This window comes from Pedobacter psychrophilus (assembly GCF_001652725.1).
GTDB classification, from domain to species: Bacteria; Bacteroidota; Bacteroidia; order Sphingobacteriales; family Sphingobacteriaceae; genus Pseudopedobacter; species Pseudopedobacter psychrophilus.
On sequence record NZ_LWHJ01000027.1, the window covers coordinates 168,129 to 184,395 of the forward strand.

General features: G+C 31.1%; 14 protein-coding genes. 6 read left to right on the plus strand and 8 right to left on the minus strand.

Annotated elements, in window-relative coordinates:
- Nucleotides 1-35: 35 nt before the first annotated feature.
- The 5 genes from hisB to accD all read right to left on the minus strand — a co-directional run bounded on the left by hisB (nt 36) and on the right by accD (nt 5,720).
- Nucleotides 36-1,172, minus strand: a complete 1,137-nt coding sequence (hisB, locus tag A5893_RS09245; protein WP_068822281.1) for a bifunctional histidinol-phosphatase/imidazoleglycerol-phosphate dehydratase HisB — start codon at nt 1,170-1,172, stop codon at nt 36-38.
- Nucleotides 1,165-2,217: a histidinol-phosphate transaminase gene (gene hisC, locus A5893_RS09250; RefSeq protein ID WP_068822282.1), complete on the minus strand. Its 1,053-nt coding sequence runs from the start codon at nt 2,215-2,217 to the stop codon at nt 1,165-1,167. The genes hisB and hisC overlap by 8 nt, the downstream gene beginning before the upstream one ends.
- Nucleotides 2,218-2,297: 80 nt before the next feature.
- Nucleotides 2,298-3,593, minus strand: a complete 1,296-nt coding sequence (hisD, locus tag A5893_RS09255) for a histidinol dehydrogenase (protein WP_068822283.1) — start codon at nt 3,591-3,593, stop codon at nt 2,298-2,300.
- An 86-nt stretch (nt 3,594-3,679) separates the two neighbouring features.
- Complete coding sequence (hisG, locus tag A5893_RS09260; RefSeq protein WP_068822284.1) at nt 3,680-4,531, minus strand: ATP phosphoribosyltransferase; 852 nt, start codon at nt 4,529-4,531, stop codon at nt 3,680-3,682.
- A 343-nt stretch (nt 4,532-4,874) separates the two neighbouring features.
- Nucleotides 4,875-5,720 carry an acetyl-CoA carboxylase, carboxyltransferase subunit beta gene (accD, locus tag A5893_RS09265; protein WP_068822285.1) on the minus strand — a complete coding sequence of 282 codons (846 nt, stop codon included), beginning with the start codon at nt 5,718-5,720 and terminating at the stop codon, nt 4,875-4,877.
- A gap of 139 nt (nt 5,721-5,859) precedes the next feature.
- Here accD and fbaA point away from each other — a divergent pair, with 139 nt between their 5' ends.
- Nucleotides 5,860-6,939, plus strand: coding sequence for a class II fructose-bisphosphate aldolase (gene fbaA, locus A5893_RS09270; protein ID WP_068822286.1), 1,080 nt, complete (start codon nt 5,860-5,862; stop codon nt 6,937-6,939).
- Nucleotides 6,940-7,035: 96 nt separating this feature from the next.
- Here fbaA and smc read toward each other — a convergent pair whose 3' ends face one another.
- Together smc and A5893_RS09280 are read right to left on the minus strand one after the other, a co-directional pair.
- Nucleotides 7,036-10,569: a chromosome segregation protein SMC gene (gene smc, locus A5893_RS09275; protein ID WP_068822287.1), complete on the minus strand. Its 3,534-nt coding sequence runs from the start codon at nt 10,567-10,569 to the stop codon at nt 7,036-7,038.
- Between the two features lie 169 nt (nt 10,570-10,738).
- Nucleotides 10,739-10,933 (minus strand): hypothetical protein, encoded by a 195-nt coding sequence (locus tag A5893_RS09280; RefSeq protein ID WP_068822288.1) that lies wholly within the window; start codon nt 10,931-10,933, stop codon nt 10,739-10,741.
- Between the two features lie 207 nt (nt 10,934-11,140).
- On the opposite strand from A5893_RS09280, the gene A5893_RS09285 reads away from it, so the two are divergent.
- On the plus strand, nt 11,141-11,716 hold the full coding sequence (locus A5893_RS09285; protein WP_068822289.1) for an RNA polymerase sigma factor: 576 nt from the start codon (nt 11,141-11,143) through the stop codon (nt 11,714-11,716).
- Nucleotides 11,713-12,807: a S1C family serine protease gene (locus A5893_RS09290; protein WP_068822290.1), complete on the plus strand. Its 1,095-nt coding sequence runs from the start codon at nt 11,713-11,715 to the stop codon at nt 12,805-12,807. Before A5893_RS09285 ends, A5893_RS09290 begins: the two co-directional genes overlap by 4 nt.
- A gap of 67 nt (nt 12,808-12,874) precedes the next feature.
- On the opposite strand, the gene A5893_RS09295 is transcribed toward A5893_RS09290, so the two are convergent.
- Nucleotides 12,875-13,924, minus strand: a complete 1,050-nt coding sequence (locus A5893_RS09295) for an NAD(P)-dependent alcohol dehydrogenase (protein WP_068822291.1) — start codon at nt 13,922-13,924, stop codon at nt 12,875-12,877.
- 232 nt (nt 13,925-14,156) lie between these two features.
- Between A5893_RS09295 and A5893_RS09300 the strand changes: the two genes are divergently transcribed.
- The 3 genes from A5893_RS09300 to A5893_RS09310 all read left to right on the plus strand — a co-directional run bounded on the left by A5893_RS09300 (nt 14,157) and on the right by A5893_RS09310 (nt 16,267).
- Nucleotides 14,157-14,849, plus strand: coding sequence for an SIR2 family NAD-dependent protein deacylase (locus tag A5893_RS09300; protein ID WP_068822292.1), 693 nt, complete (start codon nt 14,157-14,159; stop codon nt 14,847-14,849).
- A gap of 75 nt (nt 14,850-14,924) precedes the next feature.
- Nucleotides 14,925-15,590, plus strand: coding sequence for a ribose-5-phosphate isomerase RpiA (rpiA, locus tag A5893_RS09305; protein WP_068822293.1), 666 nt, complete (start codon nt 14,925-14,927; stop codon nt 15,588-15,590).
- Nucleotides 15,591-15,616: 26 nt separating this feature from the next.
- Nucleotides 15,617-16,267: an ABC transporter ATP-binding protein gene (locus A5893_RS09310; protein WP_068822294.1), complete on the plus strand. Its 651-nt coding sequence runs from the start codon at nt 15,617-15,619 to the stop codon at nt 16,265-16,267.

Consider the following 16,267-nt stretch of genomic DNA (forward strand, 5'->3'; position numbering starts at 1 on the left):
TTCTTTGCTCTTTGTTCTTTGTTCTTTAAAATGTTTTACAACAGCCCTTTTGTACTTGGTAAACGCATATTATTTATATCTCGTTTTACTGCCATTTTAATTGCCTTTGCAAATGCTTTAAAAATTGCTTCTATTTTATGATGCTCGTTATCGCCTTCTACCTTAATATTTAAGTTAGATTTTGAAGCATCTGAAAATGATTTAAAGAAATGATAAAACATTTCTGTTGGCATATCGCCAACTTTTTCTCGTTTAAATTCTGCATCCCAAACAATCCAGTTTCTACCACCAAAATCTATAGCAATTTGTGCTAGGCAATCGTCCATTGGTAAACAAAAACCATATCTTTCGATCCCTTTTTTATCGGCTAAAGCCAAAGCAAAAGCTTCTCCTAAAGCAATTCCTGTATCTTCAATTGTATGATGTTCATCGATATGTAAATCACCTTTAGTATGCACCGTCAAATCAATACCACCATGACGGGCAATTTGATCCAACATGTGATCGAAAAAATTTAATCCAGTTTTAATATTAGAATTTCCTTTTCCGTCAAGGTTTATTTTGATGAGGATGTCGGTTTCGTTAGTTTTTCTGATATGCTCAATTTTACGGTCTCTAACTTTTAAAAAACGATAAATTTCATCCCAGTCGGAAGTTTGAATAGCTAAAACTTCATCAACATTATCTATTTTGTTTTGAATTTCTGCAGCACCTAAATCTGGATTGTTATTTAACCAAATTGCTTTTGCTCCCAAGTTTTTAGCTAAAACAACATCGTTTAATCGATCACCAATCACAAAAGAATTTGCTAGATCATATTTTTCTTTATCAAAATAATGAGTTAATAAAGCAGTTCCAGGCTTACGAGTAGGAACATTATCTTTTGCAAAAGTTTTATCAATAATTATTTCGTTAAAGCGAATGCCTTCATTTTCTAAAGTTTGTATGATGAAATTTTGAACTGGCCAAAAATTTTCTTCTGGGTGCGATGATGTTCCCAATCCATCTTGATTAGTTACCATTACCAATTCAAAATCAGCTTCTTTAGCTATTTTAGACAAATTAGTGATGGCACCTGGATAGAAAACCAATTTTTGAAAAGAATCAATTTGTTCATCTTCTGGCTCAAGAATTAAAGTGCCATCTCTATCTATAAATAATAATTTAATCATTTTTCAATTTTTTAAGACTGTTGATTAAGGCTTGATTCTCCTCAAATGTGCCCACAGTAATCCTTAAACATCCTTCGCAAAGCTTTATTTTGTTTCTATTTCTAACTATAATTCCCTGCTCTGTTAAATATTTGTAAATGCCATCTGCATCAGCAGTTTTAACTAAAATAAAATTAGCATCTGATGGGTAAATATCAATTACAAAATCAAAACTTTTTAATGCTAAAACTAAAGTATCTCTTTCCTTCAAAATTTCTTTAATCCAGTTGTTAATTTTCTCTACATTTTGCAATGCCTCCAAAGCCAATTGCTGAGAAGCCTCATTAATGTTATAAGGAGGTTTAACACGATTAAAAACCTCGATAATTTCTTCACTTGCAAAAGCCATCCCAACTCTTAAAGCGGCTAATCCCCAAGCTTTTGACAATGTTTGTAAAACCACCAAATTAGCATACTCAGTTAATTCCTGGATAAAAGTTTTTTGTCGAGAGAAGTTGATATAAGCTTCGTCAACCACAACAATTCCGTTAAAGTTTGCCAGTAAAGTTTCAATATCCTCCCGATTAATAGAATTTCCAGTTGGGTTATTTGGTGAGCAAATAAAAATTAGTTTAGTGTTTTTATCTATTGCTTCGGCTATGCCTTCTAAATTTAACTGATATTCTTCGGTAAGATTTATTCGCTTAATTTCCACATCATTGATATTTGCAGAAACTTCGTACATGCCATATGTTGGCGGTACAATGATCACATTGTCAACGCCTGGATTGCAAAAACTTCTAAATAAAATATCAATCGCCTCATCACTTCCATTTCCTAAAAAAATATTTCTAGCAGGAACTCCTTTTATTTCACTTAATCGCATCTTAACAGCATAAGCCATAGGATCAGGATAGCGATGGTAATTTGTAGATAATGGAGAACCAAACGCATTTTCGTTGGCATCTAAATATACAGAAGCTTCGCCCTTAAATTCGTCCCTTGCGGATGAATAAGGTTTAAGGGATTTTATATTTGGTCGAATAATGGTATTTAATTCAAACATGATTTTGAGTTCATTAAGTTCATTAGTTGAAATAGTTTATTAGTCTAAATCGCTCTTTCTAAATCTTCAATCTTTGCTTTTTATTCTTTTATCTCAGCAAGTCTCAAACTCACCGCATTTTTATGAGCTTGTAATCCTTCTATTTCAGCCAAAGTCTCAATTGTTGGACCTAAGTTTTTTATCCCCATTTCATTAATATGCTGAAAAGTAATTTTTTTAATGAAAGAATCTAAGGAAACTCCAGAATAAGAACGGGCATAAGCACTTGTTGGTAAAGTATGGTTTGTACCACTTGCATAATCCCCAGCACTTTCAGGAGTTAAATTGCCTGCAAATACAGAACCCGCATTTATAATTTTATCTGTTATAGTTTTCCAGCTATCAGTTGCTAATATTAAGTGTTCGGGAGCATTTTCATTACTAAAAATCATTGCTTCTTCTAGGTCTTTTACCAAAACAGAATAAGAGTTTTCTATTGCTTTAGCAGCGATTTCTTTTCGAGGCAATATTTCAAGCTGTTTATCTAACTCAGTTAATGTTTGGTCGATGATTTTTTTTGAAGTAGATACCAAAACAGCTTGGCTATCTACGCCATGTTCACATTGTGCCAATAAATCGGCAGCTACAAAAACTGGATTTGCGGTTTCATCTGCAATTACTAAAACTTCTGATGGACCAGCAGGCATATCAATTGCGGTATTAGTTGTAGATTGCACCAACGTTTTTGCCATGGTAACATACTGATTCCCAGGACCGAAAATTTTATCTACTTTAGGAATGCTTTCAGTTCCATAAGCCATTGCAGCAACAGCTTGAGCTCCGCCTACTAAATATATTTTATCGATTTCTAATAATTGAGCTACATATGCTAAATATCCATTAACTTCTCCACTTTTTTGGGGAGGGGAGCAAACAACAATTTCTTTACATCCGGCAATTTTTGCAGGAATACCTAACATTAAAAATGTACTAGGAAGTACAGCCGTTCCACCTGGAATATATAAACCTACACGTTCAATGGCTCGTGATTCTCTCCAACAAGTTACCCCAGTTGTAGTTTCTAATTTTTGTTCTTTAGAGATTTGTGATTCGTGAAATTTTTTGATGTTGCTATAAGCCACATTTATGGCTTGTTTTACCTCTTCAGAAATGCCATTTGCCAATTGATCAATTTTATTTTTCTCGATAAATAAAGAAGGCAATTCAACTTTGTCGAATTGTAAAGCAAAGTTTTTTAATGCAGCATCGCCATTGGTTTTTACCTCGGCAATAATTTGTTGCACTTTTTCTCTAATTTCATTTCCCGAATCCACATTACGCGAAATCAGCTTTTGAATATCAGCTTTGCTTAAATTTTGATAGTTATATATCTTCATCTTTCTAGTTTGTTAGAAATTAGTTAGTTAGTTTGTTAGACTGTGGCGATATTTCTAACCACCTAACAAACCAACCATCTAACCAACTACAAAATAATCTTCTCAATAGGCATTACTACAATTCCTTGAGCGCCAGCAGCTTTTAATTCATTAATATGGCTCCAAAAATCACGTTCTGGAATTACAGTATGAACCGCTACCCATCCATCTTCTGCCAAAGGCAAAACAGATGGACTTTTAACGCCCGGAAGTAAAGCTAAAATTTTATCTAAATTGACTTTTGCCACGTTTAATACCACATACTTGGTTTCTTTAGCTCGCATTACAGATTGTATGCGTTGCAACAATTCTAGTATTAATGGATTGTTTTCTTCGCCTTTTCTTCCAATTAAAATTGCCTCAGATTTCATTACATCTGCAAATGGCATTAATCCATTGCTACGTAAAGTTCCACCTGTAGAAACTATATCAAAAATCGCATCAGCTAAACCCAAGCCCGGAGCAATTTCTACAGAACCAGAGATGGTTTTTACATCAGCCTTGATGTTTTCTTTGTCTAAAAAATTTTGAAGAATGACAGGGTAGGAGGTGGCAATTGCCTTTCCGTCTAAATCAGCAATATTTTTATAATTACTGTCTTTAGGAACTGCAATTTTTAAAGTACATTTTCCAAATCCAAGTCGTTGTAAATAAGTTACTTCAACATTTGTTTCGGCAATTACATTTTCACCAACCAAACCAATATCGGCTATGCCATCTTGTACGTATTCTGGAATATCATCATCCCTTAAAAAAAGAATTTCTAAAGGAAAATTTGATACGGTAGATATTAAAGAACTCTTATAATTTTCGAAACTAAGGCCACAATTTTTTAACAGTTCAACTGATTTTTCATTCAACCTACCAGATTTCTGTATAGCAATTTTTAAAGTTTTCAAGATTTTTTGAGATTATAAATAAAAGACAACAATTGAGAATTGAAAAGTTTTGACGTACAAAACAAACTATATAGCAACACCGTAATGGTGATGATGTAGATGATGTAATGTGATCAATTTTATTTTCATGTCTTTATTAATTTCTTGGATAGAAATTGTGATGCGCAAATATAACAAGCAAAAGATGATATGCAAGTTTTAAATGAATAAAATACCATTTTTTGGGTATTGTAAACTTGTTAAATGAAATTAATTTTGATGTATTAATTGTTTTGGTTAGTGTTAAATTAAAAAAGGAGTGGTCAATGTCCACTCCTTTTATTTTTATTTTTTGATTTAGAATTTAATTATTCATCATTTTTAAAAAAGACGCAAGTTTAGTTTTCATTTCTCTTCTATCTACTATAAAATCCAGAAAACCATGTTCCAAAACAAATTCTGAGGTTTGAAAACCCTTTGGTAAATCTTTTTTTATGGTTTCTTTAATAACTCTTGGTCCTGCGAAACCTATTAAAGCACCTGGTTCGGCAATGTTAATATCGCCAAGCATGGCATAAGAAGCAGTTACACCTCCAGTTGTTGGATCAGTAAGTAGAGATATATATGGGATTTTTGCCTGTGCTAACAAAGCTAGTTTAGCAGATGTTTTGGCCATTTGCATCAATGAAAATGCTGCTTCCATCATCCTTGCACCACCAGATTTGGAAATCATTAAGAAAGGGATTTTATTTTTCATGCTATAATCTATAGAACGGGCAATTTTCTCACCAACTACAGAACCCATAGAGCCACCAATAAAGCTAAAATCCATACAGGCTATTACTACATCCTGATTATCAATCTTACCTATTGCTGATCTTATTGCATCTTTTAATCCTGTTTTTTTAATGCTCTCTACTAATCTTTCTGGGTAAGGTTTACTATCAATGAAATGTAATGGGTCACCAGAAGTTAGGTTTCCAAAAAGTTCTACAAAGCTATTTTCATCAAATAAAACCTCAAAATATTCTTTAGATCCTATTCTTAAGTGATAATTGCAATATTGGCAAACGTATTTATTTTCTACCTGTTCTTTATAGTGAAGTGCTTTTTTACAATTTGGGCATTTGTTCCAAACACCATCCGGAGCTTCTTTTTTTTCTTCGGTAAGCGTAGAGATACCTTTAGTGTTTCTTTTAAACCAAGCCATATTTTAAAATAGTGTATGCAAAGAAACAAAAAAAATGCAGAATGCTTATTTAGTTATTTCATGTATTCATGTTTTTACCATCAAAAAACTAACATTTAATATTTTTTTTTAACTTCGATGCCAAGAAATAATTATAAAAATGAGCTTAAAAGATTTTAAAGGAGTAGTTACTGGAGACCAAGTTCAAGAACTTTTTGAAGTGGCAAAAAAGCATCAATTTGCTTTACCTGCAGTTAATATAATAGGTACAGATTCTATAAATGCAGTAATGGAAACGGCAAAAGCTGTAAATTCTCCAGTTATTGTTCAATTATCCAATGGTGGGGCACAGTTTTATGCTGGTAAATCATTGCAAAACGACAAATTACAAGCTTGTATTTTAGGGGGTATTTCCGCAGCTCAACACGTTCATTTAGTAGCAGAACATTACGGAGTTGCTGTTATTTTACATACTGACCATTGTGCTAAAAAATTGTTGCCATGGTTAGATGGATTATTGGATGCTAGTGAGAAACATTTTGCTCAGCATGGAAAGCCATTATATTCTTCTCATATGATTGATCTTTCTGAAGAACCAATTGAAGAGAACATCGAAATTTGCAAAAGCTATTTAGAACGCATGAGCAAAATGGGGATGACTTTAGAAATTGAATTAGGAGTTACAGGTGGAGAGGAAGATGGTGTCGATAATTCTGATGTTGATTCTTCTAAACTTTACACACAACCAGAAGAAGTATCTTACGCTTATGAAGAATTAAGTAAGATTAGTGATAAATTTACGATTGCTGCAGCATTTGGAAACGTACATGGGGTTTATAAACCAGGTAATGTAAAACTACAACCTGTAATTTTAAATAATTCTCAAAAATATGTGAAAGAGAAATTTAAATTAGATGCTGAAAAACCAATTAATTTTGTTTTTCATGGTGGTTCTGGTTCTTCACAAGAAGAAATTAGAGAAGCAATTTCTTACGGAGCAATAAAAATGAATATTGATACAGATATGCAATGGGCATTTTGGGAAGGTATTTTAAATTATTATAAAGCTAAAGAAGGTTATTTACAATCACAGATTGGTAGCCCAGATGGAGATGATTCTCCAAATAAAAAATATTACGACCCAAGAGTTTGGTTAAGAAAAGGAGAGGATCAATTTGTTAAAAGATTGACCAGCGCTTTTGAAGATTTAAATTGTTTAGATGTAAATAGTAAATTATAGATTATTAATAAATTAAAACAAAAAAAGAGATTGTAAAAAGCAATCTCTTTTTTTGTTTTTTGCATTTCGATTTAAGCTTTTTGCATACAGCATAAATTATGCAACTTCTCGCATATCTACAGCTACCACTCTAGAAACGCCTTGCTCTACCATGGTTACTCCATAAATGATATCTGTACTAGAAATTGTTTTCTTATTATGAGAAACTACTATAAATTGAGATTGATTTGAAAATTTACGGATGATGTTATTGAATTTATCAATATTTGTATCATCTAAAGGAGCATCAACCTCATCAAAAATACAAAATGGAGCGGGTTTTAATAAATAGAGAGAAAATAATAAAGCAGTTGCGGTCAATGTTTTTTCACCTCCGGATAATTGGTTAATTGACAACGGTTTTTTTCCTTTCGGTCTTGCAATAATATCAATGTCAGATTCTAATGGAGCGCTAGGATTTATTAAAACTAAATCGCAGCTATCCTCTTCATTAAATAATGATCTAAAAACTTTCATAAAATTCTCTCTCACCGTAACAAAAGCTTTCATAAATTTCTCTTTAGCGGTATCATCAATCTCTTTAATAGTTTCTAACAAAGATGTTTTTGCATCTAAAAGATCTTTCTTTTGTGAATTAATAAAAGCGAAGCGTTGTTCCATTTCTTGATAAGCTTCCATAGCCATAGGGTTTATGGCACCAAAATCATCTAATTGTTTCTTAAACTTTTCTACATTCTCTTTTACGCTTGTTTCATCTTCATCTTCTGGAGGTTCATCATCTAAAATATCTTCTATTTGGATGTTAAATTCAACCGCTAAACGCTCTTTTAAACCATTTAACTCAATTTTTAAATTTGTTTTTTTGTCTTTTAATTCAGAAGCTAAGTGTTCAGTAACGTCTTTGTTTTTACGTAGATTGCTTAATTCTATTTCTAATTCGTTAATTTTTAATTTGCTATCATAATAATCTTTTTCTGCAGCTTCAACCGCTTTTTCCATTTCCTCTTTTTGCTGATACATTTCAATTAAATCAGTATCATCATAATCTGTATGTTGTACGGTTTCTAAAATATTGCCTTTTGTAATGTCTAAATCTGATTGGTTTTTATTCAAACGAATTTCTAAAGTTTCTAATTGAATTTGTCTGTATTCTAAATCTTTGTCAATACTACTAAGCTTGTTTTTTTGCTGATGAAATTTTAAATTTTCTGCGTTAAACGCCGATGATTTAACTGTCAAAAATTCGCTCAACTCGGCGAAAGCCATTTTCTCAATTTGATAATGAATTTCTAAAGCCTGTTTTTGAGTTTTTAGTTCTTGTATTTGAGGATTGATTTTTAATATAGACTGGCTAATTCCAAGCAATTTATCCTCAATATCTTTTTTACGGTTTTGAGTATTCTGTAAAAAAGAAAGGTATTGTTCTTGTTTGGTTTTAACCGATATTAACTCGTTTTGTAATAGATTAAATTCCTTTTTAATATTTTGTATTTCAGAGATTTTTGAAGCAGATTTTAAACTGTTTAGTCTGATGGATTCATCATTAATTTTTTCTTTTAACTTTTCTGAAGTAGTATTTAATGATTTGATTTCTTTTAAAAGACTGTCCAAATTTTTAGCTCTTCCAATTCTTTTCCCTTCAAATAAACCAACAGAACCTCCAGATAGAATATGATGACTTTTAAAGAATTTTCCAGATTTTCCAATCAAGATTATTTCATTATTATAATCTTTTTCTAAATTCCTGTAAGCATCATCATCAACTAAATAAACGTTTTGCAATAAATATTGATAAAGGTTTTCATATTTTTTATCTACCTCGACTACATTTAATGCACTTATAGCGTTTTTTGGAATATCTACAGATAAATTGTTCTGTTTTTTTAAGCTATCTAAAATAAAAAAATTCGCTTTTCCTCTTGCTGCATTGCTCAAAAGATTGATGGCTAAAATAGCTTCTTCAAAATTTTGCACCACATAGTAATTCATTAAATTCTCTAAAAAACTTTCAATTGCTACTCTATACTCTTCTTGACAAAAAAGAATATCTGAAAGGAGCGGAGCATTTTTATTCCATTGAGCATTTTTCTTTAAAAAACGGATAGACTCGGGAAAACCTTCCAAATTATCAACCATACTTTTGGTCAAATTATATTCGTTTTGTTTGGCATCTAGTTTTCTGCTATTTTGATTTAGCGTTTCTTTATCACTTAAGATATTTTTTTCTAATGCCTCTATTTGATGCTTTAAGTTTTCCTCTTGTTTTTCAAGACTTTCTAAAATGCTTTGTTTTTCAGAGCTATTTAATTCTAATATTGATATTGCTTTATTAAATTCAGAAAGTTCGTTTTCCCTATTATTAGAATCTTCAATATTTCTTTTACTTTCTTGTAATAATGCTTCTTGTTGGATATTTAATATATCAGATTCTTTTTCGTTTTTATAAAGTTTGTTCTGTAATTCGATGTTTTCCTTTTGTATTAAATCTACTTTTACCTTACCCGATTGCTGTTGTAATCTTAATTCTTCTACTTCTTCCCTTAGCTCATTTAAAGAAATAGTGAAATGATTTAGGGTTTGCTCCTCTTTTAAATGTTCTTCGTTTAATCTTTTAATATTATAATTGATATGGATTTGTTGATTTTTATCTTTATCAACTTCTTCTAATAATCTTTTTTCTTTTTCTTGAAGGAATTTAAGCTGCTCATTCTTGATTTTCTTTTCACTTTCATAAGCTCGTATTTTAGAAATGAAATCATTTGTAGCTTTTTGCTGTATTGACAGGTTTTTTTCTCTTGATAGATTATTGAATTTGTGTTTTTGAATTAAGGCATCTAAGCCATTAATTTTAACTGAAAGATCGTGTTTTCCTTGTATTTGGTTTTCTTCCTGTTTGTCTAAATCATCCAAAGATTTTCTAAAATCAACTATTTTAAAAGATGCCAAAACCAAACTTAAAATCTTATATTTTTCTTTTAGCTTATAAAAGCGTTCCGCTTTTTTTGCCTGATTTTCTAAAGTTTTAAGATTTTTATCAATTTCGAATAATAAATCTTCTACTCTGCTTAAATCTGCTTCTGTATCTTTTAAACGGCCAAATGTTTGTTTTTTTCTTAATTTATATTTAGATATTCCAGATGCTTCTTCAAATAAATTTCTTCTAGAGCCTTCTTTATTTGAAATGATTTCATCAATCATTTTTAATTCTATAATAGAATATGAATCGGCACCAATGCCAGTATCTAGAAATAAATCTGTAATGTCTTTTAACCTACATTGAACATCATTTAATCTATATTCTGATTCTCCGGTGCGATATAATTTTCTGGTAATGGTTACCTGAGAAAATGCAGTAGGAAGGATATTTTTTGTGTTATCAAATGTTAGGGAAACTTCTGCAAGATTTGCTTGCTTACGAGTTTTTGTACCATTAAAAATGATATTTTCCATTTTTTCTGAACGCAGCATTCTTGTGCTTTGCTCTCCTAAAACCCATCTAATAGCATCAACAACATTAGATTTTCCGCAACCATTTGGACCAACAATAGCAGTTACACCCTCATTAAAATGGATGGTAATTTTATCTCCAAAACTTTTAAAACCTTTTATTTCAAGTTTTTCTAATTGCATTTTAAATATAAAATGGAAAGCTCAAAATAATGAAAATTTTATAGGTTTAAACCACAAACTATAGAGTCTTTATTTTATATTTAATCAAGAAATTATCAGGATTATGAAAATTTATGGCATAAAAAAAACCGCTTAAAAAAAGCGGTTTTTTAAATCTTTAAATTTAAGATTAATTAGCTTTTGTAGTATCAACCATAACCATTGAAGAATCACCAGCAACTGTATCAACAGCCATAGTGTCAACAGTGATAGAATCCATAGAAGCTGAATCTGCAGTTTCGTCTGAAGCTTTGTTAGAGTTACAAGCAACAACTGATAAAGATAATGCTAAAGCAAAAAATCCGATTTTGAATGAGTTTTTCATATTAATTTCTTTTTTAATTTTGTGATTAATTTGCTGTTTATACCAGAAATTAAAAAAGGTAACCCACGTAACCCCAAAAAAAAATATTTTTTTAAATTTTATTAATTTACTCTCAAAACGCTTTTTTAAGATGATTATCCAAATAAATAATAATTAATTTTTTTTTATGGATTAAGGGTTACAATTTAGCAGAAATAGTATTAAACAGTGAGCAGTAAGATAAATTATTCTAAGCCAACAGATAACGAGATTATTTTAGGAATTCTTAATAATTCTTCTTCAACGCTTCTATATCTTTATAAGGCTTATTTTCCGATGATTTATCAATTAATCATTAATAATAACGGAAATGAGGATGATGCAAAAGATATTTATCAAGAAGGTATAATTATACTGCATGATAAAATTAAGAGCGGGGATTTTGAATTAACAAGTAAATTAAAAACCTTTTTGTATTCTGTTTGCAGAAGATTATGGCTAAAAAAATTAAACCATAAAAGTAGGTTTAATGCAAACATTAATGATTATGAGGATCATTTCGCAGTTGAGCCAGATTTGGCCAATCATGAAGAAAAGGATCAACAATTTTTAATGATGGATAAAGCCTTATTGCAATTAGGCGAGCCTTGCAAAACGATTATCGAGGATTTTTATATCCATAATAAGTCTATGCAAGACATCAGTGAAAAATTTGGATATACAAATGCTGATAATGCCAAAACCCAAAAATACAAATGCCTGCAAAGGTTAAAGAAATTGTTTTTTAGTAAAGAGAAGATATGAAAAGCGAGATTGAATTAATTAAAGAAATTGAAGCGTACCTTTTTCAGGAGATGGATGCACAACAGTCATCTGCCTTTGAAAATGAGAGAAAGCAAAATTCTTCATTTGATCAAAAAGTTTCTGAGCATTTAAATTTTTTACAATCTTTAAAATCTTACGGAGATAAAAAAGAACTTAAAGCAGCAATGGATACTATTCATGATGATATTGATTTAGATGCAATTAGAGCTGAATATCAGGAAAAGCCATCTAAAGTAGTTTCTCTTTGGAAAAAATCTAAGAGAAGTTTAGCCGTTGCTGCAAGTATTGCAGTTTTGGTTACTCTATCAACTTTATTTTTTACAGGTCAGTTTGATGGTGAAAACCACGTTTCTAATTATAGTGAATTGAAACGCGATATGGAAACTATTAAACGTTCTCAAAAGGCACTAATCAGAAATATAAATAATGCAACAAATCAGCCTCAGGATATTAGTCAGTTTGGAGGAACCGGATTTGCTTTATCATCAAATGGATATTTAGTAACTAATTATCATGTTGTAAAAGATGCAGATTCTATATATGTGCAAAATGGTAAAGGTGAATCTTTTAAAGCTGAAACGATTTATATAGACCCAACTTATGATATTGCCGTTTTACAAATAATCGATCCATTATTTAAAAACCTTTCTCCTTTACCTTATACGTTCAAAAAATCTAATGCAGAATTAGGGGAGGATGTTTATACTATCGGTTATCCAAAAGACGATATAGTTTATGGAAAAGGATATTTGAGTTCTTCGACAGGTTTTGGTGGAGATTCTACAGCTTATCAAGTTTCTATTCCTGTAAATCCAGGTAATTCTGGAGGGCCATTAATGGATAATAGAGGTAATGTAATTGGTATTGTTAGTGGTAAACAAACACTTGCAGATGGTGCTGCATTTGCAGTAAAATCAGATTTTGTTTTAAAATCTATAGATAATATTCCTCAAGATTCCTTAAAACAAAAAATAAATATCAACAAGAAAAATACTTTAGCTGGCTTAAACAGAACAGCTCAAATAAGAAAGATGCAAGATTACATCTTTATTGTTAAGGTGTATAATTAAAAAATTAAACTCATAAAAAAGGGAATCGTCAATAAAGACGATTCCCTTTTTTGTTTTATTAATAATTTTAATTTTTTAATGATGCCATATCAATTACAAAACGATAATGAACATCACCTTTTAAAGTACGCTCATAAGCTTCATTGATTTTATCAATATTTATCATTTCTATATCAGAAACTATATTGTGTTCAGCACAGTAATCCAGCATTTCTTGTGTTTCTTTAATTCCTCCAACTAAAGAACCTACTAAACTTCTTCTTCCAAAGATCAGATTTGGAGCCGCAACTGGTAAGGCTTCTGGTGGAACTCCTAATAAAACCATAGTTCCATTGGTTCTCAATAGAGCTAAATATTCATTATAATCATGTTTTGCAGAAACTGTATTGATGATTAAATCAAATGAATTAGCCATTTTTTCCATGTTTTCTTTTTCAGTAGTTAACATAAAATGATGAGCACCTAATTCTTCTGCGTCTTTTTCTTTTTCTGGAGACCGACTTAGCATAGTTACTTCTGCACCCATAGAAGATGCTAATTTTACCGCCATATGCCCTAATCCTCCTAAACCAACAACTGCAACTTTATCTCCTTTTTTGCAGTTCCAGTGTTTCAATGGAGAATAAGTTGTGATACCTGCACATAAAAGTGGTGCAACTCCCGCTAAATCTAATTTATCAGAAACTTTTAAGACAAACTTTTCTGTAACAACAATATGGGTAGAATAGCCTCCATAAGTAATTGTCTTCTTGTCTTGAAGTTTTGAATTATAAGTTTGAGAATTACCGTTCTCACAATATTGTTCTAAATCATCTTCGCAATTATCGCAATGCCCGCATGAATCAACAAAACAACCTACACCAACAGTATCACCTACTTTATGATTTTTAACCTTATCACCAATCTTTGATACTTTACCTACAATTTCATGTCCTGGTACAACAGGGTACATTGTGCCACCCCATTCGTTTCTTGCAGTGTGAATATCTGAGTGACAAACTCCACAAAATAGAATTTCTATTTCAACATCGTTTTCGCCAACATCACGTCTATCTATTTTAAAAGGACCTACTGGTTTGTCTGCTTTTTCTGCAGCATAAGCTTTTACTTGAGTCATAATTTAATTTTTGTTTACGATATGATTAACATGATAAGGATATAATAGTTTTGTTAAATATCGTGTATGATAAATTTGAATTGTTCTTAATATCCTAAGATAGAAAATGCAAAAAGCTTGCCTGCAAATGCTGATGTGATTTAATTATATGTAAAAATTCGGTAATTAAATAATTCGATTTTCAGATGATTTCACCTCATCCCATCAATAATTATTAACTTGAAACCGTATGATGAAAAAGAGAATTATTATTTTAACAGGAGCTGGAATTTCAGCAGAAAGCGGTTTAAATACATTTAGAGATGCTGATGGATTGTGGGAAGGATATAATATTGAAGATGTTGCAACTTCAGAAGCTTGGAGAAAAAATCCAGAATTGGTTCAACAATTTTACAATGAGCGCAGAAAAACTGTTATGATAGCAAAGCCAAATGCCGCTCATTTAGCATTGGCAAAATTGGAAGATAAATACGATACTTTAATCATTACTCAAAATATAGATGACTTACATGAGAAGGCAGGATCAAAAGCAATTATTCATTTACATGGAGAAATTGTTTATTCACGCTCCTCAAAAAATGCAGCATTGCTTTACAAAATGGAAAACCATGAAATTAAGATGGGCGATTTTTGTGAGTTAGGTTCTCAATTACGTCCGCATGTGGTTTGGTTTGGAGAAGATGTGCCAATGATTACCAAAGCAATACATGAAATGCCAAAGGCAGATATCGTGATTTTAATTGGAAGTTCTTTAGCAGTTTATCCTGCTGCGGGATTATTGCAATATGTAAATCCTAAAATTCCTATTTATGTTGTTGATCCTAAAATTCCTGAGGTTAATTTACCTAATAAAGTTATAAAGATTCAGGAGAAAGCGAGTAAGGCTGTTCCAATTTTGGTAGAAAAGTTACTACAGAACTTTTGAAAAGTAGATTTTTAAGAAACATAATCTTTTTATAATCGATAATAAATATCATTTTTGAGCATCAATCAGTAAAACATGAATCCAAAACAATTAGTAGGAGAAAAAGCTACAGAATATATAAAAGAGAATATGATTGTAGGCTTAGGAACTGGCTCAACAGCCTACTTTGCTATCATGAAAATTGGTGAAATGGTTAAAAATGGTTTCAGAATTACTGGTGTACCAACCTCAAAAGCAACTGAAGATTTGGCACTTAGCTTAAACATTCCATTACTAAATATTGCCGATGTGAAAAAAATTGATGTTACCATTGATGGTGCAGATGAATATGATACACATAAAAATTTGATTAAAGGTGGCGGTGGTGCGCTTCTAAGAGAAAAAATAATTGCCTCAATTACTGAATTTTATGTCATAATTGCTGATAAAGATAAAGGATGTGATATTTTAGGGGACTTTGCAGTACCAGTAGAAGTTACTCCTTTTGCCAAAGAGATAACTATTAATCAGCTTAAAGCTTTAGGTTGCGAACCAAAGTTCAGACAAAAAGATGCCGAACTTTTTATAACTGATAATCAGAATTATATTGCCGATTGTAAATTTAAAGAGATAAAAAACCCTAAAGAGTTGACAGCTATGATAAATTCAATTCCCGGAGTTGTTGAAAATGGTTTATTTGTTGGAATGGCTGATGTAATTATTAGTGATGATGGCGAAGGTGGGATTATCGAAATAGATTAATCAAATTCCTTTTCTTAATTTTGAATATGCTAAAAGCAATAAATATTACCAAGAACTACGGGGATTTACAGATATTAAAAGGTGTTGATTTATCGATTAATAAAGGAGAAATTGTAAGTATTGTTGGAGCATCAGGTGCTGGTAAAAGTACATTGCTTCATATTATTGGTACTTTAGATAAGCAAGACAAAGGAGAAATTATTATTAACGATATTGATATTTCTTCGTTAAGCTCTAAAAATTTAAGCAATTTTAGAAATGTGAATATTGGTTTTATTTTCCAATTTCATCATCTATTGCCCGAGTTTACCGCATTAGAAAACATTTGCATTCCAGCATATATTGCGAAAAAGTCTAAGGTTGAGACTGAAAAGAAAGCTATAGAATTATTGGAAATTTTAGGTTTAAGCGATAGAGCGCATCATAAACCTTCAGCTTTATCTGGTGGAGAGCAACAAAGAGTTGCAGTTGCTAGGGCTTTGATTAATAAACCCGCATTAATTTTGGCTGATGAACCTTCAGGAAATTTAGATTCGCAACATGCTAAAGAATTACATCAGTTGTTTTTTGATTTAAGGGATAAGTTTAACTATACCTTCATTATTGTTACCCATAATGAAGATTTAGCCAATATGGCCGATAGAAAAATCACCATGAAAGACGGACTAGTATTTTAA